This is a genomic window from Streptomyces sp. NPDC049627 (assembly GCF_044465645.1).
Classification (GTDB): domain Bacteria; phylum Actinomycetota; class Actinomycetes; order Streptomycetales; family Streptomycetaceae; genus Streptomyces.
In genome coordinates, this window is the sequence record NZ_JBITLW010000010.1 from 142102 (window position 1) to 163909 (window position 21808).

The window sequence follows — 21808 nt, forward strand, 5'->3', positions numbered from 1 at the left end:
TCCGGCGGGACGGCGCACCCCGAGGGGCGCGGGGGACTGCGCGAACAACCCCCACGCGCCCGCGGCCGACATGCGACCTAGGCATCCAGCGATGTCATCACGTGCTTGATCCGCGTGTAGTCATCGAACCCGTACGCCGAAAGGTCCTTGCCGTACCCGGACTTCTTGAACCCGCCGTGCGGCATCTCCGCGACCAGCGGAATGTGCGTGTTGATCCACACGCACCCGAAGTCCAGCGCCTTGGACATCCGCATCGCCCGCGAGTGGTCCTTCGTCCACACCGACGAGGCGAGCGCGTACTCCACCCCGTTCGCCCACTCGACGGCCTGCGCCTCGTCGGAGAAGGACTGCACGGTGATGACCGGTCCGAAGACCTCCTTCTGGATGATCTCGTCGTCCTGCTTGACGCCGGAGACGACGGTCGGCGCGAAGAAGTAGCCCTTGTCGCCGACCCGCTTGCCACCGGCCTCCACGCGCGCGTGCGCCGGCAGCCGCTCGATGAAGCCCTCGACCTGCTTGAGCTGGTTGGGGTTGTTGAGCGGGCCGAAGAGGACGTCCTCGTCGTCCGGCTGCCCCGTCTTCGTGTCGGCGGCGGCCTTGGCGAGCGCGGCGACGAACTCGTCGTGGATGGCCTCGTGGACGAGGACGCGGCAGGCGGCCGTACAGTCCTGCCCGGCGTTGAAGAAGCCCGCGACCGAGATGTCCTCGACGGCCTTGGCGATGTCGGTGTCCTCGAAGACGACGACCGGCGCCTTGCCGCCCAGCTCCAGGTGGACCCGCTTGAGGTCCTTGGACGCGGACTCGGCGACCGACATGCCCGCGCGCACCGAACCGGTGATGGAGGCCATCGCCGGGATCGGGTGCTCGACCATCAGGCGGCCGGTCTCCCGGTCACCGGTGATGACGTTGAAGACGCCCTTGGGCAGGATCGAGCCGATGATGTCGGCCATCAGGACCGTCGACGCGGGCGTCGTGTCCGACGGCTTCAGTACGACCGTGTTGCCCGCCGCGATCGCCGGGGCGAACTTCCACACGGCCATCATCATCGGGTAGTTCCAGGGCGCGACCTGCGCGCAGACGCCGACCGGCTCACGGCGGATGATCGAGGTCATCCCCTCCATGTACTCACCGGCCGAGCGGCCCTCCAGCATCCGCGCCGCGCCCGCGAAGAAGCGGATCTGGTCCACCATCGGCGGGATCTCCTCCGACCGGGTGAGCCCGACCGGCTTGCCGGTGTTCTCCACCTCGGCGGCGATGAGTTCCTCGGCCCGCTCCTCGAACGCGTCCGCGATCTTCAGCAGCGCCTTCTGGCGCTCAGCGGGGGTCGTGTCACGCCAGCCGGGGAAGGCCCGCGCGGCGGCCTCCATCGCGGCGTCGACGTCCGCCTGCCCCGACAGCGGCGCGGTCGCGTACGCCTCGCCCGTCGCGGGGTTGACCACCTCGGTGGTCCGTCCGTCGGCGGCGTCCCGGAACTCACCGTCGATGTAGTTGCGCAGACGACGCAGCTCGGTGCTCACTGCCGGCCTCCTGTCAGGTCGAGCTGTCCATTCTCTGAGACACCCACCCTAATCGGCCTGCCCACGTTTTCAACACCCCTACTCCCGCCACTTCTGCGAAATCCGCAAGTCTCAGCCTCATAAACAACGGATTTCATCGATACGGCCTTGCGGAACTATCAGGACGTCGTGCACAGTGACGTCGTGGCCAGTCGAAGCGCAGAGCACAGGGACTCCCGCGAGTCCAGGAACGGCGGTCCCCAGCTGGACGCCGTCTCCCTCGCCATCATCGAACAACTTCAGGAGGACGGCCGTCGGCCGTACGCCGCGATCGGCAAGGCCGTGGGCCTGTCCGAGGCGGCCGTGCGCCAGCGCGTCCAGAAGCTGCTCGACCAGGGCGTGATGCAGATCGTCGCCGTCACGGACCCGCTCACCGTGGGTTTCCGGCGCCAGGCGATGGTCGGGGTCAACGTCGAGGGCGACGTGGAGTCCGTGGCCGACGCGCTGACCGCCATGTCCGAGTGCGAGTACGTGGTGATGACCGCGGGGTCCTTCGACCTGATGGTGGAGATCGTCTGCGAGGACGACGACCACCTCCTGGAGGTCATCAACAAACGCATCCGGGCCGTGCCCGGAGTGCGCTCCACCGAGAGCTTCGTCTACCTCAAGCTCAAGAAGCAGACCTACATGTGGGGAACCCGATAACCGTGAGGACCCGATAACCGTGAGCACCGACACCCCTCAGGACCTCAGCAGGACCGCGTACGACCACCTGTGGATGCACTTCACGCGCATGTCCTCGTACGAGAAGGCACCCGTGCCCACCATCGTCCGGGGCGAGGGCACCTACATCTACGACGACAAGGGCAAGCGCTACCTCGACGGCCTCGCCGGTCTGTTCGTGGTCCAGGCCGGTCACGGCCGCGTGGAGCTGGCCGAGACCGCCTTCAAGCAGGCGCAGGAGCTGGCGTTCTTCCCGGTCTGGTCCTACGCCCACCCGAAGGCGATCGAGCTCGCCGACCGGCTCGCGGACTACGCGCCGGGCGACCTCAACAAGGTCTTCTTCACCACGGGCGGCGGTGAGGCGGTGGAGACCGCCTGGAAGCTCGCCAAGCAGTACTTCAAGCTGGTCGGCAAGCCCACCAAGCACAAGGTCATCTCGCGTGCCGTCGCCTACCACGGCACCCCGCAGGGCGCCCTGTCCATCACCGGCCTGCCGGGCCTGAAGGCCCCCTTCGAGCCGCTGGTCCCCGGCGCGCACAAGGTCCCGAACACCAACATCTACCGTGCCCCGATCTTCGGCGACGACCCGGAGGCCTTCGGCCGCTGGGCCGCCGACCAGATCGAGCAGCAGATCCTCTTCGAGGGCCCGGACACGGTCGCCGCGGTCTTCCTGGAGCCCGTGCAGAACGCGGGCGGCTGCTTCCCGCCCCCGCCCGGCTACTTCCAGCGCGTGCGCGAGATCTGCGACCAGTACGACGTACTCCTGGTCTCCGACGAGGTCATCTGCGCCTTCGGCCGCCTGGGCACGATGTTCGCCTGTGACAAGTTCGGCTACGTCCCGGACATGATCACCTGCGCCAAGGGCATGACCTCGGGCTACTCCCCGATCGGCGCCTGCATCATCTCCGACCGCCTCGCCGAGCCGTTCTACAAGGGCGACAACACCTTCCTGCACGGCTACACCTTCGGCGGCCACCCGGTCTCCGCGGCCGTGGGCTGCGCCAACCTCGACCTGTTCGAGCGCGAGGGCCTCAACCAGCACGTCCTCGACAACGAGGGCGCCTTCCGCGCCACCCTGGAGAAGCTGTACGACCTTCCGATCGTCGGCGACGTCCGCGGCAACGGCTTCTTCTACGGCATCGAGCTCGTGAAGGACAAGGCGACGAAGGAGTCCTTCAACGCCGAGGAGACCGAGCGCGTCCTGTACGGCTTCCTCTCCAAGAAGCTGTACGAGAACGGCCTGTACTGCCGCGCCGACGACCGCGGCGACCCGGTCGTCCAGCTCGCGCCGCCGCTGATCTCCAACCAGGAGACGTTCGACGAGATCGAGCAGATCCTGCGCGCGACGCTGTCGGAGGCGTGGACCAAGCTGTGACCCCCGGATTAACCGGATTGCCCAGCGGAAGTTGATCTTCCGTCTGGATGATCAACACCGGCCCCGGTGCCGCCCGTTCGAGTGAGAAACGGCGGCCCGGGGCCGTGTGCTGTCCGGGGTCCGGGTGACGGCTGCCTAGCGTGCCTGTGACCGATCGGCCGAGCCTTCGTTCCCCCGCACGGGGGATCAGGTACGGGAAACGGATCAGAAGCGAGGTGTACGTCATGGTGGCCCCGCCGGACAACGACGTGCTCTGGGCGCGCGCCCTGCACTTCACGCACAACGACGGCTCACCCGCGCTCAGCGGCGTCTCGCTCGGTGTCCAGGAGGGCGAGGTCATCGCCGTCATCGGCCCGCGCGGCAGCGGCAAGACGACTCTGCTGCAGTGTCTGTCCGGCCTGCTTCCGGTGCGGCGCGGCGAGGTCTGGTTCAACAGCGTTCCCGTGCACAAGATGCTCCCGATGGCCCGCGAGCGGCTCCGTCGCGACCGCTTCAGCTGGATCGACCCGGTCCCGACCCTCGTCCCCGAACTGAACGTCTGGGAGAACGCCGCCCTGCCCCTGATGCTGCGCGGCACCAGCCGCCGGCGGGCCAAGACGGCCGCGCTGGAGTGGCTGGAGCGCCTGGACGTCGGCGAGGTGGCCCGCAAGCGCCCGCACCAGCTGGTCCAGGCCGAACGCCAGCGCGTCTGCATCGCCCGGGCCCTGGCCCCCTCGCCCACGATCCTGTTCGCCGACGAGCCGACGGCGCCCCTGCACCGCACCGACCGCACACAGGTGCTGCGCACCCTGACGACGGCGGCCCGCTCGCACGGCATCACGGTCGTCCTGGCCACCTACGACGCGGACGCGGCGCCCCTCGCCGACCGCAGGGTCACGCTCCTGGACGGGCGGCGCGTGAACACGGTGCATCTGCCCCCGGTCGGTGAGACGGAAGGCCGGGCCGCGTGCTCGCTCTCCGTCTGACGCGCGGCGCCCGAGCGGCCGTACAGCTGCGCCGCCTCCTGGTGGCGACGGCGTCCGCGGGCACGGGCTTTCTGCTCCTGTGCGCGCTGGGCTACGCCCTGGCCCACCCGGACTCCCCCGGCGCGTCCCTCCTGCGCCTGGCCTGGTGCGCGCCCCCGCTGGCCGCCACGGTCCACTTCGCGGTGGCCGTCGCCCGCACGGACCCCGGCACCAGACCCCGCCCCGGCCTCTCGGCGATCGGCCTGGGCCCGCTCCACCTGATGGCCGTCTCCGCGACGACCACGGCCCTGTCCTGCACCCTCGGCTCGACGGCGGCCCTGCTGTTCTTCCTCCACCTCCGCGGCGACCTGACCGGCATGCCCTTCGACGGCGCAGCCGCGGAGTTCCTCGCCGCGGACACCTCCCTGCCCCTCCCGGCCACGCTGACCCTGCTGAGCGTGGTACCGGTGATCGCGTCGGTGACGGTGGCCTGGGCCCTGCGCCCGAAGGAGCAGCACGCCGAGACAAGGGCCGTGAGACGGACGTACGGCCGCTTCGGCGGGCACGGCAGATCACTGGCACGGGAGACGTTCGGGACGTACGGCAGGTTCGGGGCGCACTTGCGGCGGGGCGGGCGAGGCGGCTCTGCGGCGGGCGGCGACGGCACTCCCGCCGCGCCGTCTGCGGGCAGTCGTGCCGCCGGGGCGGCTCCCGGCCCGCAGAGAGACGTCACCCCGCAGGCGCGGGTAGGCGACCCAACCCCGACGCCGGCTCCAGCCCCGGGCGACGCGACGACGGACGGGACCGAAGCAGCGGCCGACCCCGCCACCGACCCGTACGTCGTTCTCCCCGCGGCCCCGCGCAAACCCCCCACCGGCCTCCCCTGGGGCATCACAGTGATCGCCGCAGGCCTGACCGTGGAGGCCTACGCCGTCCGCGCAGCGAACGGCACCGCCCTCGCCATGCCCGCCGCCCTCCCCACCGGCCCGGCGGGCGTCCTGACCGGCTGGCTGCTCACCGCCCTCGGTCTCACCCTGTCCGCCCCCGGACTCACCCACTTCTGCGGCCGCCTCCTGCAGTCCGCCCGCCCCGGAGCGCTCCGCCTCCTGGCAGGCCGCGTACTCATGGCGGAAGCCGTCCGCATCGGCCGCCCCCTCGGCATCATGTGCGCCGCGATCTCCGGCGCGTACGCCATGGCGACCCTCTCCGCCCTCGCCGCCACCTCCGCCTTCGGCCCCCTCACCACGGTCGGCGTCACCTTGGTCACCGGCTGCACGACGGCCACCCTCCTCACGGCCGCCGTGGAGTCCAAGCAGGCCCGCTCCGAGACCACGGGCGCACTGCTCCGCCTCGGCGCACCCACCTCGATCCTGCGCAGCGCGGCGGCGCTGCGCGCCGGCGTCCTGGTGGCCTTCTTCGGTCCGCTCACCCTCATCGTGGCCGAGCTGGCGGCACTGCCCCTGGCCCGTTGAGGCCCTCTAGCAGCCCCCGCCGAAAACCCCGGAGAAAAAAATCTCCACGCGGCGATGAGTTCCGCGCGGCACCCCGGTCTACCCCACCGAACAGCAGCGAACCCGATGGGAGAGACCCCGATGACCGCGCCCACGTACCAGCAGATGATCTTCGTGAACCTGCCCGTGAACGACCTCGACGCCTCGAAGAAGTTCTTCACGGAGCTCGGTTACTCGATCAACCCGCAGTTCAGCAACGAGAACGCGGCCTCCGTCGTGATCAGCGACACCATCGTCGCGATGCTGCTCACCAAGCCGTTCTACGCGACCTTCACCGACAAGGAGATCGCGGACGCCGCGAAGACCAGCGAGGTGCTGGTCTGTCTGAGCGCCGAGAGCCGCGAGAAGGTCGACGAACTGGTCGAGAAGGCCGTCGCCGCCGGCGGTACCGCCTCGCCCAGGGTCCAGGACATGGGCTTCATGTACGGCCGCGGCTTCGACGACCTCGACGGCCACACCTGGGAGGTCGTGTGGATGGACCCGTCGGCCATCGAGGGCTGAGGGTTCCGCCACCGCGTGCACGGTGCCCGAGGGGCCTGGCGAAGTCGACTGCGGTTCGGCAGCGTCCCCACGGGGCGCGGGGCTGTGTCGATATGCGGCTCCGCCGCGTGGGCGCGACCAGCCACGACGGAGCCGCAGACGAAAGACGGCACAGCGCGGCACCACCAACGGAGTGCCTAGCATGGGCGGGTGCAGACGATGCCCGCCCATGCGGCCCACCACAACGACCGTGAGATAGAGACGCTGGAGGAGTTCGACGCGACCGTCTCGGCACGCGGCACCCTGGCCGGATTCCGGGTCCAGGCCGTCGACCTGACGGACCGTACGCGCGAACTGCTCACCACGGACACGGCGGGCGCCGTCTTCCTCGGCTGCCCGATGCGCGAGGAAGCGGCCGCGAAGATCCGTACCGACGGCGCCCTGGTCTTCCCACCGGTCCCGGGCCTGCCCTTCGACCCGTACCGCGGCCTGGTCTACTCCCCCGACGAGCTCTTCGCGTCACTGGTGGACGGCTACGAGGCCACACCCGACGCGCGCGCGTACGCGTGGTTCCAGCAGACCAAGGCGGACGGCGACATCTACGCCTCCATGCTCCGCGCGGTCCACGACGACTCCGTCTCCGACGCCCTCGACGAACTCCTCGCCGGCGCCCGGGTGGTGGGCGTCATGGGCGGCCACGCGATGCGCCGCGGCACTCAGGCGTACGAGGGTGCAGCGCGGCTCGGCCGGGAGCTGGCCCGCGCGGGCTTCACGGTCGCCACCGGCGGCGGACCGGGTGCGATGGAGGCGGCGAACCTCGGGGCGTACGCCGCCCCGTACGACGACGAGATGCTCGCCGACGCGTTGCAACTCCTGGCGAAGGCACCCGGGTTCACCCCCTCGATCACCGAGTGGGCGACGGCCGCCTTCGAGGTGCGCGGCCGCTGGCCGAAGGGCGGCCGCTCCGTCGGCATCCCGACCTGGTTCTACGGCCACGAGCCGCCGAACCCCTTCGCCTCCCACATCGCCAAGTACTTCGCCAACGCCACCCGCGAGGACGGACTTCTGGCCCGCTCGAACGCGGGTGTCGTCTTCCTGCCGGGCGCCGCCGGCACCGTACAGGAGATCTTCGACAACGCGACGCCGAACTACTACGAGTCGCGCGGTGAGCCCACCCCGATGGTCCTGGTCGACCGCACGCACTGGACGCAGAAGTTGCCGACCTGGCCTCTGCTCCAGTCGCTCGCGCGGGACCGCTCGATGGAGTCCCGTATCGCCCTCGTTGACCGGATCGAGGAGGCTCCGGAGGCGTTGAAACGTCTCGGCGGTTAATAAGAGGGCAAAGCCAACGGCTGTAGGGTGCCTACACGTTGACACTGCTTATGTCACGCTTATAAACCTGTGAGACTCGTGGGGACGGTGATGTCGCATCACCGACTCCGTTCAACCCCCCTCAGTGGTGCAACTCGTAAGGACAAACGTGTCCATAAACCGCCGTACTGTCGCGCGTTCCGTGCGCGCTCTGGGTGTTGCCTCCGCCTCGGCCGCGCTCGCTCTCGGTCTCGCGGGCAACGCGCTCGCCTGCAACATCAGTGAATTCTCCGCCGAAGCCAAGTGCGACGGCGACAAGGGCGTCATCACCGTCACCGACGTGGACCCCAGCGGTGTCCCGGCGACCGTCACCGTCTTCCTGCAGAACAACGGCGCCGACCTGAAGAAGGTCGGCGAGCAGGTGGTCAAGGGTTCACGCGAGGGTGTCACCATCACCTTCGACGAGAACTGGAAGCCGGACGCGGAGTACCGCGTCCACATCAAGGCCGCCGGCTATGTCGACGAGGACATCAAGCCGAACCTGACGACGCCGTCCACGGCCTGCAAGAAGGAAGAGGAGGAGCCGCCGGCTCCGGTCCCGACCCCGTCGGACTCCGCCTCGACCCCGGCCGAGGAGACCGGCACGCCGACCCCGACGCCGTCGGAGAGCGAGAGCACCCCTCCTGCGGACACCGAGAGCAACGCTCCGTCCCCGGCCGCCGGTGACTCCAACCTCGCCGAGACCGGTGCCAGCTCCAACACCGGCCTGATCGCCGGCATCGCGGTCGCCCTGGTCGCGATCGGCGGCGGCGCGGTCTTCTTCGGCCTGCGCCGACGCGGGGCGAGCAGCGACAGCTGACACACCCGCACAGCAACACCGCCGCGGCCCGTCCCCGTTCTCCGGGGGGCGGGCCGTGGCATGTCCGGCCGACGCAACCCCGCTCACCCCACGACCGGCCGATCAACCGAGCACGACAACCTCAGCAGCGTCGAACTCCACCCCGACCACGTCCCCGACCCCAGGCGCATCCCGCAGCGCGCACGCCGCCTCCAAACGGGGCGCGTCCTCCGGCTGGAGGTGCACGGCGACGTGGGTGCCCTTGAACGTCCGCGCCGCGACCGTGCACCGCAGTCCCGCGTCGGCGGCCACGAGCCGCACCCCGGCCGGCCGTACGAGCAGCGTCCGCGTGCCCTGCGCCGCAGCCTCGCCGACCGGCAGCTTGCCCCAGGGCGTGTCCGCGGCCTCCCCCACGACCGTGCCCTCGACCACGTTGTCGAACCCGAGGAAGCGCGCCACGAACGCGTCCGCCGGCCGCTGCCACACCTGCAGCGGCGTCCCCGTCTGCGCGATCCGCCCGTCCCGCATCACCACGACCCGGTCGGCCAGCGCGAAGGCCTCCCCCTGGTCGTGCGTCACGGCCAGCACGGTCGTACCCAACTGCCCGAACAGCTCCCGGAGTTCGACCACGAGCCGCTCCCGCAGCGAGCGGTCGAGTTGCCCCAGCGGCTCGTCCAGCATCAGCAGCCGCGGCCGGGGCGCGAGCGCACGGGCCAGCGCCACCCGCTGCTGCTCCCCGCCGGACAGGGAGGCGACGGCACGACGTGCGGCCCCCGGCAGCCCGACCAGGTCGAGCAACTCCCGTACGCGCTCGTGCTGTTCATCCTTCGAGGCACCGTGCATCCGCGTCCCGAAGGCCACATTGCCGCCGACGTCCCGCTGCGGGAACAGCTGGTGGTCCTGGAACATCAGCCCGACCCCACGCTTGTGTGCGGGTACGGCCGTCTGGTCCCGTCCGTCGAGCACCACCCGCCCGCCGTCGAGGGGTTGCAGCCCGGCCACCGCCCGCAGCAACGTCGACTTGCCGCTGCCGCTCGGTCCGAGCACGCACACGATCTCGTGCTCGGCGACATCGAGATCGACGCCGTCCAGCACGGCCCGCCCGCCGAACCGTACGGTCGCGCGCTCAAGACTCAGCAAACTCTGGACACTCGACATACTCGGCATACTCGGCACCATCTAGAACTCCCCCGTCCGATCCGTACGAAGCCGCTCCAGCACCAGCAGCGCCACCGCGCACACCACCATCAGTACCGTCGAAAGGGCCATCGCCTGGCCGTAGTTGAGCTCGCCTGCCCGCCCCAGCAGCCGGGCCACGGCGACCGGCAGCGTCGGATTGTCCGGCCGCGCGATGAACACGGTCGCCCCGAACTCCCCCAGCGACACCGCGAACGCGAACCCGGCAGCGATCAGCAGCGCCCGCCGCACCATCGGCAGATCCACCTCCCGCCAGACCCGCCACGGCGACGCCCCCAGCACCGCCGCCGCCTCCCGCAGCCGCTGGTCCACGGCCCGCAGCACCGGCAGCATGGTCCGTACGACGAAGGGCACCCCGACCAGCGCCTGGGCCAGCGGCACGAGGATCCACGTGCTGCGGAGGTCGAGGGGCGGCTCGTCCAGCGCGATCAGGAACCCGAAACCGACCGTCACCGCCGACACCCCGAGCGGCAGCATCAGCAGCGCGTCGAAGCCCCGTACGAACCGGCCCGCGTCCCGCCGGGTCAGCGCGGCCGCCGCGAGACCGCCGATCAGCACGGCGATGAGGGTGGCGACGACGGCGTACTGGAGCGAATTGCCGATCGCCTCGATCGGCGGCACGAGGAAGACCCCGCCGTCGGCGCTCGTCAGCGCCCGGTAGTAGCCGAGGTCCGGCGCGTCCAGCGACCGCTGCACCAGCACGGCCAGCGGCAGCAGCAGGAGTACGACGATGACGGCCAGGACACCGGCCAGCAACGCCCACTGCCCCGCCCCGCGCGGCCGACGCGCGGTCACGGACGCGTCCACCAGGCGCAGGGCGCTCTCCCGCCGCCGTACCGTCCAGGCGTGCACGGCGAGGATCGCGCCGACGGCCACGAACTGGATGATCGTCAGGACGGCGGCCGTGGACAGGTCGAAGATCTCGGAGGTCTGGCGGTAGATCTCCACTTCGAGAGTCGAGAAGGTCGGCCCGCCGAGGATCTGGACGACGCCGAAGGAGGTGAAGGTGAACAGGAAGACCATGAGCGCGGCGGCGGCCACGGCGGGCCCGAGGGCCGGAAGGGTGACCTGGCGCCAGGCCTTCAGCGGCGACGCCCCGAGCATCCGCGCGGCTTCCTCCTGCCGCGGGTCGAGCTGGGACCAGAGCCCGCCGACCGTGCGCACGACGACGGCGTAGTTGAAGAAGACGTGCGCGAGGAGGATCGCCCACACGGTGGTGTCGAGCCGTACGCCCCACAGCTCGTCGAGGAGCCCGCCGCGGCCCACGAGCGCGAGGAACGCCGTCCCGACGACGACCGTCGGCAGCACGAAGGGGACGGTCACCACGGCCCGCAGGACCTGTTTGCCGGGGAAGTCGAAGCGGGCGAAGACATAGGCGCCCGGCAGCGCGATCAGCAGGGTCAGCGCGGTCGAGGCGAGCGCCTGCCAGGTGGTGAACCACAGGACGTGCCGGATGTCGGACTGTCCGAGCACCTCGGTGAGGCGCCCGAACTGCCAGGCGCCGTCGACCTTCAGACCGCGCGCGACGATCGCGGAGACGGGGTAGGCGAAGAAGACCGCGAAGAACGCGACGGGCACGGCGATGAGGCCGAGCCGCACCGCCGTGCCGGCCTTGAAGGCCCTCGTACGGGCCTTGCGCGGCTCTACTTCAGTACGAGCGACGTCCACGACTTGACCCAGTCGTCACGGTTGTCGGCGATCTTCGCCGGGTCCATGGTCTCGGGGTCCTCGGCCTGCGGGCCGTACTCGGTGAACTCCTCGGGCACCTGGGCGCCCTCGACCACGGGGTAGACGAACATGTTGAGCGGCATGTCCTCCTGGAAGGTCTTCGTCAGCAGGAAGTCGATGAGCGCCTTGCCGCCCTCGGCGTTCCTGGCGTTGCTCAGCAGACCCGCGTACTCGACCTGGCGGAAGCAGGTGCCGGTCGCGACGCCGGTGGGCGCGGTGGCCGGCTTCGGGTCGCCGTAGATCACCTCGGCGGGCGGTGAGGAGGCGTACGACACGACGAGCGGCCGGTCGGCCTTGGCCTTCTTGCCGCCGGCGGAACCGGAGAACTCGTCGTTGTAGGCCTGCTCCCAGCCGTCGACGACCTTGACGCCGTTGGCCTTCAGCTTCTTCCAGTAGCCCTGCCAGCCCCCATCGCCGTACTTCGCGGCGGTGCCGAGCAGGAAGCCGAGGCCGGGAGAGGAGGTGGAGGCGTTCTCGGTGACCAGGAGGTTCTTGTACTCGGGCTTGATCAGGTCGTCGAAGGAGGCGGGCGGGGTCAGCTTGTGCTCGCTGAAGTACGCCTTGTCGTAGTTGACGCAGATGTCGCCGGTGTCGATGGGCGTGACCCGGTGCTCGTCCTTGTCGGCGAGGTACTCGGGCTTGATGCTGTCGGCGCCCTTCGCCTCGTACGACTGGAACAGGTCGTTGTCGAGGGCCCGCGAGAGCAGGGTGTTGTCGACGCCGAAGAAGACGTCGCCCTGCGGGTTGTCCTTGGTCAGGATCGCCTTGTTGACGGCCTGCCCGGCGTCGCCGTTCGGCAGGACCTTGACCTGGTAGCCGGACTGCTTCTCGAAGGCGGCGAGGACGCCCTTGGAGACGGCCCATGAGTCATGGCTGACGAGCGTGATGTTCTTGCTCTTGGACTCGCCGGTGTCGCTGCCCGAGTCGGACGAACCGCACGCGGACAGCGTGACGAGGCCCAGCCCGACGGCCACGGCCGCGAACTTCTTGGTGGTGCTCACGAAATTCCTCCTGGGGTGGACCAGGAAGAGACGCGGCCCTGCCCACGAGTCCTTTCGGCTCCTGGGCAGGGCGCAACAGCTTGAGTGATGACCGAACTTCCTACCCAGAATGACCTGGGCGAGGTTCAGAGGGTCTGCGGCCGGTGCCGCACTCTCAGCGCTGTGGCGCTCCCCTGTCGGAATATGCAGATGTTCGTACGGATGTACGTGGTGGTACGCGCTCAGATTACCGCTCGGTGGCGGCGAGCTGACCGCAGGCCCCGTCGATCTCCTGGCCACGGGTGTCCCGGATCGTCACCGGTACACCATGCGCGGCGATGGCCTCGACGAACGCCTTCTCGTCCTCGGGCCGGGAGGCGGTCCACTTCGAGCCGGGCGTCGGGTTCAGCGGAATCAGGTTCACGTGCACGGGCTTGCCCTTGAGCAGCCGCCCGAGCCGGTCACCGCGCCAGGCCTGGTCGTTGATGTCCCGGATGAGGGCGTACTCGATGGACAGCCGACGGCCGCTCTTCTCGACGTACTCGAACCCGGCGTCGAGCACCTCGCGCACCTTCCACCGCGTGTTCACGGGGACGAGGGTGTCGCGCAGCTCGTCGTCGGGCGCGTGCAGCGAGATCGCGAGCCGGCACTTGAAGCCCTCGTCGGCGAACCGGTGGATGGCCGGGACGAGACCGACGGTCGAGACGGTGATCCCGCGCTGCGACAGCCCCAGCCCGTCGGGCTCGGGATCGGTGAGGCGCCGGATGGCCCCCACGACCCGGTTGTAGTTGGCGAGCGGCTCGCCCATGCCCATGAAGACGATGTTGGAGAGCCGCGCCGCCCCGCCCGGGACCTCGCCGTCGCGCAGCGCCCGCATCCCGTCCACGATCTGATGGACGATCTCGGCGGTCGACAGATTCCGGTCCAGCCCCGCCTGCCCCGTGGCGCAGAACGGGCAGTTCATCCCGCACCCCGCCTGCGAGCTGATGCACATGGTCACCCGGTCCGGGTACCGCATCAGCACCGACTCGACGAGCGTCCCGTCGAACAGCCGCCACAGCGTCTTGCGCGTGTCGCCCTGGTCGGTCGACAGATGCCGTACGACGGTCATGAGCTCCGGGAAGAGCTCCTCCCGCAGCTTGGCGCGCGAACCAGCGGGGATGTCGGTCCACTGCTCCGGGTCGTGCGCGTACCGCGCGAAGTAGTGCTGCGAGAGCTGCTTGGCACGAAACGGCTTCTCGCCGATCGCGGCGACAGCGTCCTTGCGCTCGGCGGGCGTGAGGTCGGCAAGGTGCCGCGGCGGCTTCTTGGCTCCGCGCGGGGCGACGAAAGTGAGTTCTCCGGGCTTAGGCATGGCCCGTCCAGTGTCGCAGATCCAATCGGGTGACCTGGGGGACCGTGCCGTGCGCGGTGGTCGTTGCCGGTCGCCTCCCCCGTCGTGGGCCCCTCGGCCGGCCTGGGGACGGCCCACGGACGGATCGCCCCTCGGCCGGCACGAGGCATCTGCGCAGGTCATCGCCCCTCCCAGTCAACGCTGGAATGCCCACACCGCGAGGGCCACCACTGACGACCCTGCTGCGGCGGCTGCTCCGCGTACCGCCGCAAACAGCGCGGCTTTGTACAGGCGCTCAATGGTGGGGCGGCTGGTGCGCCTCATGATTCCTCCCGGGTGGCGTTGTACGTCTCCCTCCAGACGGTGCGCGGTCGAGGACCGAATCCCGGGAAAGTGCGGGCGGGCCGGGCGGCCGCGCTCTTACCCTGCAGTTCACGGGCTGCCCGGCGGTGCCCGCAGCGGGCAGTGAAGGGTCGTCTGGAGGGGACGGGAGGACGTGGACTATCCGGACCACGCACTCCATGCGTACCTGCGCGGCCTGGAACGCAGGGCCAAGGCGAATCGGAGGGGGCTGGGGATTGCGTACTCCCGTCGCGAGACCGCGAAAATCCTCAGCAGGGAATTCCAGGTCGATCTGGACGCACGCCGTCTGAGTAACTGGCTGACCGACGAGCCGCGGAGCCGCCAGGCACCGACGGTGGCCAACGAGCCGAAACTCTGGGCCCTGGTACGGCTCTGGTCACGTTGGGCCGGGGAGCAGCCCAGCCGTCGACACCTCAACGAACTCCTCGAATCGGCCCAACCCGTCCGGCATGCTGTCAGGGCTCCGTCGCCGCCGGTTCCGTCTCCCCTGCTCCCCCTGCTCGTGGAACAGATGGAGCGGGGAGAGGCATGGCCCTACGTCGTTCACAGCGGCACCGGCGCGCGAAGACCGCTGTCGGCCGTACACGTCCAGCAGCAGCTGGAGGCATCCCACCCGGCCGGTGAACCGGTGGCAGAAGCCAAGCGAGGACACATCGAGGACATCCTCGAAGATCCCGCCGGCTGCCATCTCCTCCTGGAGTCGGGTCCGGGCAGCGGGAAGTCGACCTTGCTGGCCAGACTCGCCGGGAACCTGTCCGCCGGACTCCTCAACGCGACACTGAAGCGGAACGCCAGCGTCCCGGTCTGGGCGACGGCCGAACAGCTGACCTCTGGCCCGGGCGGCGTGGACCGGGCATTGTCCCGGCTCGTCTTCGCGGGGACCGAGCACCACGAACGGCGGTTCGTCGACGCCACGAAACGACTGCTCCCCGACGGCTACTCCTGGCTGCTCCTGGTGGACGGGTTCGACGAGATTCCCATGGAGGCACGTAACCGCCTGGCCCACCACCTCACCACCATCGCCGGGAGCGAGGCCGGCCGCGCCGGCCACATCAAGATCATCGCATCGTGCCGTCCGCTGCACCCGGTGGAACGGAACCGCTTCGTCGAAAGCGGCTTCCTCGTCTTCACCATGGCCCCCTTCGACCGCTCACAGCTGGAGACGTTCGCCGAGCGCTGGTTCGGGACCCATGATCGTGGACGCCGTCAGGCCCATGAGTTCCTGCAGCAGGTCGACGCAGCGGAACTGCGCGATCTGGTGGCGGTCCCGCTGCTGGCGGCCGTGGCCGCCGCCGTGTTCGAAGCTTGGCCCGAACAGAGGCTGCCGAACAATCAGTACGCTCTCTTCGACCAGTACCGGACCTATCTCACGAGCGCGAAAGCCACACAGCGCGACCATCTGTTCCGCCAGATGCGTGCGCACGCGGGCATGGCCCCATGGGCCCTGGAGGCCGTCCGGTTTCTCGAGGAGAACCTCGACGGTGTCTTGCGGCATATCGCCACTCAGGCGGTTCGGCACCTTTCCGTACCCGCAGGCCACTCCGACGAATCCGATCAGCGGGCCCCCTTCGACCTCCTGACGGTCGCGCTGGAGTGGCTGCGTCCGAAGGTCGGCCCCCGCGCGCAGACCGGCATTCCTGGGTGGGGTGAGTCCGTGGCAGCCCTGTTGACATCGAGTGGGCTCCTCGCGGCGGCCGAGGGATCGATCCGGTTCCTGCATGCGAGTTTCGCCGAATTCCTTGCGGCTGAGGCTCGTGCCATGGATCTTCCCGATCGTTTCGACGGAAGCTCCGAGCAATGGCAGACGTTCGCATTCGAGGCCGCGCGCTTCACAGGGCGCAAGGGGCGCGACCACCGCACCGCACTCGTTCACTACGCCCATCGGCGCCCTTTGGCGGCGGATGCGTTGCTGACCTGGCTGCTGGAGGGCAGCGCAGGGCATCAGCATGCCGCGGGGGTCCTGATGGCTGAGGGCTGCCCGTACGCGCCGGCCCAGCTGAGGACGTTCTTGTCGCTCCTGCCCAGCCTGCCCGCGGCGAGCCGGCGCGTCGCCGGTCGGATGTCGGACCCCCTGGCCCGCGCATATCTCGCCGAGCAAGTCCCGGTGGCGCAGGTCCTCACCCATACCGAGGAGGTCGCCCCCTGCCCGGTCGCAGACGAGCCACTGGACATCCGCGAACAGTCGGTCGTCAGGGATCTGCTCAGTACGCTCGGCTGTACTCAGCAACCCAAGCCAGGTGACGACACCGATCTCTTCTGCTCGCTGGTGTGCAACCTGGAACTCGAGTCCGTCGTGGACCGCATGACGCTCATCGACACCCTTCACGCCATGGCTCCTGAGTGGGCCGATCATGCGACCCAGCACATGTTCGAGATCATGAACTCGCCCGCTGCCGGCCCTGCGAAGCGAATTCACGCAGCGGAGTCACTACTGGACTTCGACGGCGAGTATCTGTCTCAGGTGGCCGAGGTGTTGCTGGAACTGTCGGCCGACACAACAAACACCTTCGACGATCGTTACGCCGCAGTGGCAGCCCTGAGCGAGCTCGGCGCGCCGTACCGCGATCAGGCGCGTGAACGCATGCATGCCATGGCCGGCGAACCTACTGCGCGTGCGTACCAACGCCATGAACTATTGGCGCACGTACAGCTGCTGACCGGTGGAGACAGCGCTCCGGTCCTTCGTCGTCACGGCAGCTAGGACCTGTGGTCGCCGAAGCCCTCCTGTGCGACGATGCCCGCCGGGAGGTGGGATGCGGTACGTGGTGCTGGGGGCGCTCATCGCATTGAGCTCGGCTGTTGCGGTGAGCGGGGTAGCCGAGCTGCTCACCGGCTGGATCCATCCCTGGGAGCGAGCCGGCGTCCTGCGGCCCGTGCCCCATGGGCTCGGTCTGGTACTCACGGGAAGTGGTCTTGGCTGCTTCGCGGGTATTTTCGTCTTCACTCCGACAGGACACGTGTTGCTCACGCTCCTCGCGGCCGGCGCCGGTGTGTTCCTCACCGGCACAGCCCTGCTCGGAGTGTCTCGATTCCCGGACCGCTAGCTGACCACCACCGGCTGCCGGCAAGGGCCGCAGGCGCCCGCTCTCCGCATCCGCATCCGCATCCGCATCCGCATCCGCATCCGCAGTCACATGATCGGCCGGGCACGTCCTAGTCGGCCGTACCCTCCAGCCTCTCCTTGAGGAGTTGCTCGTCGCGCGGCAGTTCCTTGCGGACCTGGGGGCGGACGACAAGGGGCACCAGGACCTTGCCGAGGCCGTGCCCGTCGAAGTCGAGCTCGATCGTCACGCGGGAGCGCCGCCCGTCGTCGAGCGGCTCGATCTCGCCGTGGGCCCGTGGCCTGACGGGGCCCTCGATTCCGTGCAGATCCCAGCTGTGCGGTGGGTCGAGCTGGGTGAACTCCACGGTCATCGGAATCTCTCGGCTGCCGACGCGCCGGGTGACCTTGACCCGGGAGCCGGTGTGGGTGGGCCCCTCGTCGAGCAGATCCGCGGAGACGGCACTCAGCTGCCATTCCGGCAGATGGGAGGGGTCGGTGACATACGCGTAGACCTCGTCCGGCGTCCGGTCGATGTCGATGACTTCTCGGATGGCGGTCATGGTGACCCCCTTTGAGGTGTCCTGAGGGCGTACACGGGAATCGTCCCACCAGATTCCCCGCGGCACCATCGCGCGGCGAGCAGCAAGCAAGGAGCCCCCACTCGGCAACGAGCGGAGGCTCCTGACGCCCATGCTTACGGGCCCTCAGCCCGACCCCACGAACAGCACCAGCAGCAGCCACACCACCGGCGCCGTGGGCAGCAACGAATCCAGCCGGTCCATGATCCCGCCATGGCCCGGCAGCAGCGTGCCCATGTCCTTGATGCCCAGGTCACGCTTGATCATCGACTCGCCGAGGTCGCCCAGCGTGGCGCTGGCGGCGACCGCGAGGCCGAGCAGCAGGCCCTGCCACCAGGCGCCGTCGTCGATCAGGAACTCCATGCACAGCGCGCCCGCCACCATCGCGAAGCTGACCGCGCCGAGCAGCCCCTCGCGGGTCTTGCCGGGGCTGATGCGCGGGGCGAGCTTGTGCTTGCCGAAGCGCCAGCCGACGGCGTAGGCGCCGGTGTCGCTGACGACCGTCAGGAGCAGGAAGGTGAGGACCCGCCAGGCCCCGTCGTCGGCCGTCAGCATCATCGCGACGAACGTCGCCAGGAAGGGCACGTAGAACGCCGCGAAGACGCCCGCGGTGACGTCCTTGAGGTAGTTCTCCGGTGGCTCGGTCATGCGCCAGACCAGTACGGCCAGCGCGGTCAGCGCCATCGCCACCCAGGCGCCCTCGGCGCCCCGGACGTACCCGGCGACGACCATGGCCGCGCCGCCGAGCGCGAGCGGGACGAGCGGAGCCTTGATGGCCTTGCGTTCCTCGAGCCGCTTGGTCAGCTCCCACAGACCCACGACCACCGCGACCGCGATCACACCGACGAACACGGCCTTGACGACGAACAGCGACGCGACGATCACCACGCCCAGCCCGACGCCGACCCCTATGGCAGCGCTCAGGTCGCGCCCCGCGCTCTTCTTCTGCGGCTGGGGCGCCGGCTGCGGGGCGTCGGGCATGGGCTCCGGATTCTGCTGCGCCGCCTCGTAGGGCCGCGCATGCGGCGTGTCGTAGGGCCGCGCATGCGGCGGCCGTTCGCGGAACAAGGGGCCGCTCAGCCGAGCGGCCCCCCGGTCGTCGTCATCCTGGTCTCCGCCATACGCGGGTCCGTCCGGCACCATGGGCATGGGGCGAGTCTGCTGCGCCTCAGGCGCATCGTACGCGGGACCCGCCGGGGCAGCCCCCTGGACCGGTCCACGCTCGGTGGCCCCCCAGTACCCGGCTTGCCCGGTCCCCGGCGGCGCCCCCCAGGAAGAGTCGTTCATCAGACCTCGAGCAGCTCCGCTTCCTTGTGCTTCAGGAGCTCGTCCACCTGGGCGACGTACTTGTGCGTGGTGTCGTCGAGCTCCTTCTCCGCACGGCGGCCCTCGTCCTCACCGATCTCGCCGTCCTTGATCAGCTTGTCGATGGCGTCCTTGGCCTTGCGGCGGACGGAGCGGATGGACACGCGTGCGTCCTCGGCCTTGCCCTTGGCGACCTTGATGTAGTCGCGGCGGCGCTCCTCGGTGAGCTCGGGGAACACCACTCGGATGATGTTGCCGTCGTTGCTCGGGTTGACGCCCAGGTCGGAGTCCCGGATCGCCTGCTCGATGTTGCGCAGCGCGGTCTTGTCGAACGGGGTCACGACCGCCATGCGCGGCTCCGGCACGGAGAACGAAGCCAGCTGGTTGATCGGCGTCGGCGCGCCGTAGTAGTCGGCCACGATCTTGTTGAACATCGCCGGGTGCGCACGGCCGGTGCGGATCGCGGCGAAGTCCTCCTTGGCGACCACGACGGCCTTCTCCATCTTCTCCTCGGCCTCGAGGAGGGTCTCTTCGATCACCACTTGCTCCTGCGTCTTGAGTAAAGGCCCGGCTGCGGTTCCTGGGTGGGGCGGCGGCCGGCTGCGTCGCGTCTTCTTCCTGCACGGTTCCCGACCAGCAGGACATTGTCCATCCCCCGGTCAGGGTCCGTCCCGTCCGTCCCCCGGACGGGGTCGTTCTGGGGCGTCAGCCCTGGCTGCCCTGCTCACCCACAAGCGTGCCGATCTTCTCACCATTGACGGCGCGGGCGATATTGCCCTCCGCCAGCAGCTCGAAGACGAGGATCGGGAGCTTGTTGTCGCGGCACAGGGTGATCGCCGTGGCGTCGGCGACCTTGAGGTCGCGGGTGATGACCTCGCCGTAGCCGAGGGAGTCGAACTTGACCGCGTCGGGGTTGGTCTTCGGGTCGGAGTCGTAGACCCCGTCCACGCCGTTCTTGCCCATGAGCAGCGCCTCGGCGTCGATCTCCAGGGCGCGCTGCGCGGCGGTGGTGTCGGTGGAGAAGTACGGCATGCCCATACCGGCGCCGAAGATGACCACGCGGCCCTTCTCCAGGTGCCGTACGGCGCGCAGCGGGATGTACGGCTCGGCGACCTGGCCCATGGTGATGGCGGTCTGGACCCGGCTGTCGATGCCCTCCTTCTCCAGGAAGTCCTGGAGGGCGAGGCAGTTCATCACGGTGCCGAGCATGCCCATGTAGTCGGAGCGGGCCCGGTCCATGCCGCGCTGCTGGAGTTCGGCGCCGCGGAAGAAGTTGCCGCCGCCGATGACGACCGCGATCTGCGCCCCGTCGCGTACGACGGAGGCGATCTCGCGGGCGATCTTGTGCACCACGTCCGGGTCGACGCCGAGGCCCCCGCCACCGGAGAAGGCCTCTCCGGACAGCTTCAGCAGAAACCGGCCGCGTACTTTGCCGTCGTCGCTCTTCTGGGCCTTGGTGGTCATCGAGATCCCGCCTTTGTTACGTGATGCACATACGAAGAAGGCCACTGCCGGTTGGGGCGTGTTTCGCATCCCATGCGCGGCAATGGCCTCCTCGTCAGATCTGCTGTCGTCCGTCACGCGCGCGTGCGTGGTGACGGCGTCCGCGGACGACTGCCCTCGACCCTATCGGGGTCGGGCGCCGATCGCGGTACGGACTCAGATGCCGACCTTGATACGCGTGAAGCGCTTCAGGGTGACACCGGCCTCGTCCAGAACCTTCTGGACGGACTTCTTGTTGTCGAGCGCGTACGGCTGACCGAGCAGCGTGGCGTCCTTGAAGAAGCCGTTGAGGCGACCCTCGACGATCTTGGCGATCGCGGCCTCGGGCTTGCCCTCGGCGCGGGTGGTCTCCTCGGCGATACGGCGCTCGGACTCGACGACCTCGGCCGGCACGTCCTCCTTGGAGAGGTACTTCGGCGCGAAGGCGGCGATGTGCTGGGCGATGCCCTTGGCGACCTCGGCGTTCGGCTTGTCGAGCTCGACGAGGACACCGATCTGCGGGGGCAGGTCGGGCATCGTGCGGTGCATGTAGGCGAGCACGAAGCCGTCGGCGAACTGGGCGAAGCGGTCCAGGACGATCTTCTCGCCCAGGTTCGCGTTGGCCTCGTCCACGAACGCCTGGACCGTCTTGCCGGCCTCGATCTCGGAGGCGAGCAGGGCCTCGAGGTCGGCCGGGGAGGTCTTGGCGACGTGTTCGGCGATCGCGGTGGCGACGGCCTGGAACTTGTCACCCTTGGCGACGAAGTCCGTCTCGCACTTCAGCTCGACGAGGACACCGGAGGAGTTGTCGTCGGCGATGATCGAGACCACGGCGCCGTTCTCGGCGGAGCGGCCCTCGCGCTTGGCGACGCCCTTCTGGCCCTTGATGCGGAGCGCCTCGACGGCCTTCTCGACGCTGCCGTCGGCCTCGTCCAGCGCCTTCTTGCAGTCCATCATGCCGGCGCCCGTGAGCTCACGGAGCTTCTTGACGTCGGCGGCGGTGTAGTTCGCCATGAGTCTGTGAATCTTTCTCGAAGTCTGGAAGATCGGAGATCTACGGGGTCTACCGCCCCCATGAAGGCGGGGGCCGAAGTCACTCCGCTGACCTACGGGTGAACGGC

General features: G+C 69.4%; 19 protein-coding genes and 1 riboswitch. Of the genes, 9 read left to right on the plus strand and 10 right to left on the minus strand.

Going from position 1 to position 21808, the window contains the following annotated elements; translation table 11 throughout:
* Window positions 1–77 precede the first annotated feature (77 nt).
* Window positions 78–1517, minus strand: coding sequence for a gamma-aminobutyraldehyde dehydrogenase (locus tag ACIBU0_RS27025; RefSeq protein ID WP_398823135.1), 1440 nt, complete (start codon window positions 1515–1517; stop codon window positions 78–80).
* A gap of 168 nt (window positions 1518–1685) precedes the next feature.
* On the opposite strand from ACIBU0_RS27025, the gene ACIBU0_RS27030 reads away from it, so the two are divergent.
* The 7 genes from ACIBU0_RS27030 (at window position 1686) to ACIBU0_RS27060 (ending at window position 8699) form a co-directional block, all read left to right on the plus strand.
* Window positions 1686–2201, plus strand: a complete 516-nt coding sequence (locus ACIBU0_RS27030; RefSeq protein WP_398823138.1) for an Lrp/AsnC family transcriptional regulator — start codon at window positions 1686–1688, stop codon at window positions 2199–2201.
* Between the two features lie 19 nt (window positions 2202–2220).
* Entirely contained in the window at window positions 2221–3594 is a 1374-nt protein-coding gene (locus ACIBU0_RS27035) for an aspartate aminotransferase family protein (protein WP_398823141.1), read from the plus strand.
* A gap of 224 nt (window positions 3595–3818) precedes the next feature.
* Window positions 3819–4559: an ABC transporter ATP-binding protein gene (locus ACIBU0_RS27040; RefSeq protein WP_398823144.1), complete on the plus strand. Its 741-nt coding sequence runs from the start codon at window positions 3819–3821 to the stop codon at window positions 4557–4559.
* Window positions 4541–6010, plus strand: coding sequence for a hypothetical protein (locus ACIBU0_RS27045; RefSeq protein WP_398823146.1), 1470 nt, complete (start codon window positions 4541–4543; stop codon window positions 6008–6010). Before ACIBU0_RS27040 ends, ACIBU0_RS27045 begins: the two co-directional genes overlap by 19 nt.
* Before the next feature lie 120 nt (window positions 6011–6130).
* The gene (locus tag ACIBU0_RS27050) at window positions 6131–6550 is read left to right on the plus strand and encodes a VOC family protein (RefSeq protein WP_398823149.1); all 420 of its coding nucleotides are present in this window, start codon (window positions 6131–6133) and stop codon (window positions 6548–6550) included.
* A 189-nt stretch (window positions 6551–6739) separates the two neighbouring features.
* Window positions 6740–7861 carry an LOG family protein gene (locus ACIBU0_RS27055; RefSeq protein ID WP_398823152.1) on the plus strand — a complete coding sequence of 374 codons (1122 nt, stop codon included), beginning with the start codon at window positions 6740–6742 and terminating at the stop codon, window positions 7859–7861.
* Window positions 7862–8042: 181 nt separating this feature from the next.
* Window positions 8043–8699 carry an LAETG motif-containing sortase-dependent surface protein gene (locus ACIBU0_RS27060; protein ID WP_398823155.1) on the plus strand — a complete coding sequence of 219 codons (657 nt, stop codon included), beginning with the start codon at window positions 8043–8045 and terminating at the stop codon, window positions 8697–8699.
* A gap of 102 nt (window positions 8700–8801) precedes the next feature.
* On the opposite strand, the gene ACIBU0_RS27065 is transcribed toward ACIBU0_RS27060, so the two are convergent.
* From ACIBU0_RS27065 to rlmN, 4 genes are all read right to left on the minus strand, one after another.
* Window positions 8802–9836, minus strand: a complete 1035-nt coding sequence (locus tag ACIBU0_RS27065) for an ABC transporter ATP-binding protein (RefSeq protein WP_398823158.1) — start codon at window positions 9834–9836, stop codon at window positions 8802–8804.
* A gap of 21 nt (window positions 9837–9857) precedes the next feature.
* A complete protein-coding gene (locus tag ACIBU0_RS27070) occupies window positions 9858–11543 on the minus strand; it encodes an ABC transporter permease (protein ID WP_398823161.1) in 1686 nt (561 codons plus the stop codon).
* Entirely contained in the window at window positions 11519–12604 is a 1086-nt protein-coding gene (locus tag ACIBU0_RS27075) for a thiamine ABC transporter substrate binding subunit (RefSeq protein WP_398823164.1), read from the minus strand. Before ACIBU0_RS27075 ends, ACIBU0_RS27070 begins: the two co-directional genes overlap by 25 nt.
* 79 nt (window positions 12605–12683) lie before the next feature.
* A riboswitch (TPP riboswitch) is annotated at window positions 12684–12789 on the minus strand.
* A 41-nt stretch (window positions 12790–12830) separates the two neighbouring features.
* Window positions 12831–13937 carry a 23S rRNA (adenine(2503)-C(2))-methyltransferase RlmN gene (gene rlmN / locus ACIBU0_RS27080; RefSeq protein ID WP_398823168.1) on the minus strand — a complete coding sequence of 369 codons (1107 nt, stop codon included), beginning with the start codon at window positions 13935–13937 and terminating at the stop codon, window positions 12831–12833.
* 475 nt (window positions 13938–14412) lie between these two features.
* Between rlmN and ACIBU0_RS27085 the strand changes: the two genes are divergently transcribed.
* Window positions 14413–16980, plus strand: a complete 2568-nt coding sequence (locus ACIBU0_RS27085) for an NACHT domain-containing protein (RefSeq protein ID WP_398823171.1) — start codon at window positions 14413–14415, stop codon at window positions 16978–16980.
* A gap of 52 nt (window positions 16981–17032) precedes the next feature.
* Window positions 17033–17323 (plus strand): hypothetical protein, encoded by a 291-nt coding sequence (locus ACIBU0_RS27090; RefSeq protein ID WP_398823174.1) that lies wholly within the window; start codon window positions 17033–17035, stop codon window positions 17321–17323.
* Window positions 17324–17432: 109 nt separating this feature from the next.
* Here ACIBU0_RS27090 and ACIBU0_RS27095 read toward each other — a convergent pair whose 3' ends face one another.
* The 5 genes from ACIBU0_RS27095 to tsf all read right to left on the minus strand — a co-directional run bounded on the left by ACIBU0_RS27095 (window position 17433) and on the right by tsf (window position 21701).
* Window positions 17433–17882, minus strand: a complete 450-nt coding sequence (locus ACIBU0_RS27095) for an SRPBCC family protein (RefSeq protein WP_398823177.1) — start codon at window positions 17880–17882, stop codon at window positions 17433–17435.
* A 144-nt stretch (window positions 17883–18026) separates the two neighbouring features.
* Window positions 18027–19187, minus strand: coding sequence for a phosphatidate cytidylyltransferase (locus ACIBU0_RS27100; protein ID WP_398823180.1), 1161 nt, complete (start codon window positions 19185–19187; stop codon window positions 18027–18029).
* On the minus strand, window positions 19187–19744 hold the full coding sequence (gene frr, locus ACIBU0_RS27105; protein WP_062709224.1) for a ribosome recycling factor: 558 nt from the start codon (window positions 19742–19744) through the stop codon (window positions 19187–19189). The genes ACIBU0_RS27100 and frr overlap by 1 nt, the downstream gene beginning before the upstream one ends.
* 166 nt (window positions 19745–19910) lie before the next feature.
* The gene (gene pyrH / locus ACIBU0_RS27110) at window positions 19911–20669 is read right to left on the minus strand and encodes a UMP kinase (protein WP_398823184.1); all 759 of its coding nucleotides are present in this window, start codon (window positions 20667–20669) and stop codon (window positions 19911–19913) included.
* A 195-nt stretch (window positions 20670–20864) separates the two neighbouring features.
* The gene (gene tsf / locus ACIBU0_RS27115; protein WP_398823188.1) at window positions 20865–21701 is read right to left on the minus strand and encodes a translation elongation factor Ts; all 837 of its coding nucleotides are present in this window, start codon (window positions 21699–21701) and stop codon (window positions 20865–20867) included.
* Between the last annotated feature and the right edge of the window lie 107 nt (window positions 21702–21808).

Coding starts and splice junctions, on each gene's coding strand:
- ACIBU0_RS27040 (WP_398823144.1), top strand. CDS start 3,819: ATGGTGGCCCCGCCGGACAACGACGTGCTCTGGGCGCGCGCCCTGCAC.
- ACIBU0_RS27100 (WP_398823180.1), bottom strand. CDS start 19,187: ATGAACGACTCTTCCTGGGGGGCGCCGCCGGGGACCGGGCAAGCCGGG.
- ACIBU0_RS27090 (WP_398823174.1), top strand. CDS start 17,033: ATGCGGTACGTGGTGCTGGGGGCGCTCATCGCATTGAGCTCGGCTGTT.
- ACIBU0_RS27050 (WP_398823149.1), top strand. CDS start 6,131: ATGACCGCGCCCACGTACCAGCAGATGATCTTCGTGAACCTGCCCGTG.
- tsf (WP_398823188.1), bottom strand. CDS start 21,701: ATGGCGAACTACACCGCCGCCGACGTCAAGAAGCTCCGTGAGCTCACG.
- ACIBU0_RS27095 (WP_398823177.1), bottom strand. CDS start 17,882: ATGACCGCCATCCGAGAAGTCATCGACATCGACCGGACGCCGGACGAG.
- rlmN (WP_398823168.1), bottom strand. CDS start 13,937: ATGCCTAAGCCCGGAGAACTCACTTTCGTCGCCCCGCGCGGAGCCAAG.
- pyrH (WP_398823184.1), bottom strand. CDS start 20,669: ATGACCACCAAGGCCCAGAAGAGCGACGACGGCAAAGTACGCGGCCGG.
- ACIBU0_RS27065 (WP_398823158.1), bottom strand. CDS start 9,836: ATGTCGAGTGTCCAGAGTTTGCTGAGTCTTGAGCGCGCGACCGTACGG.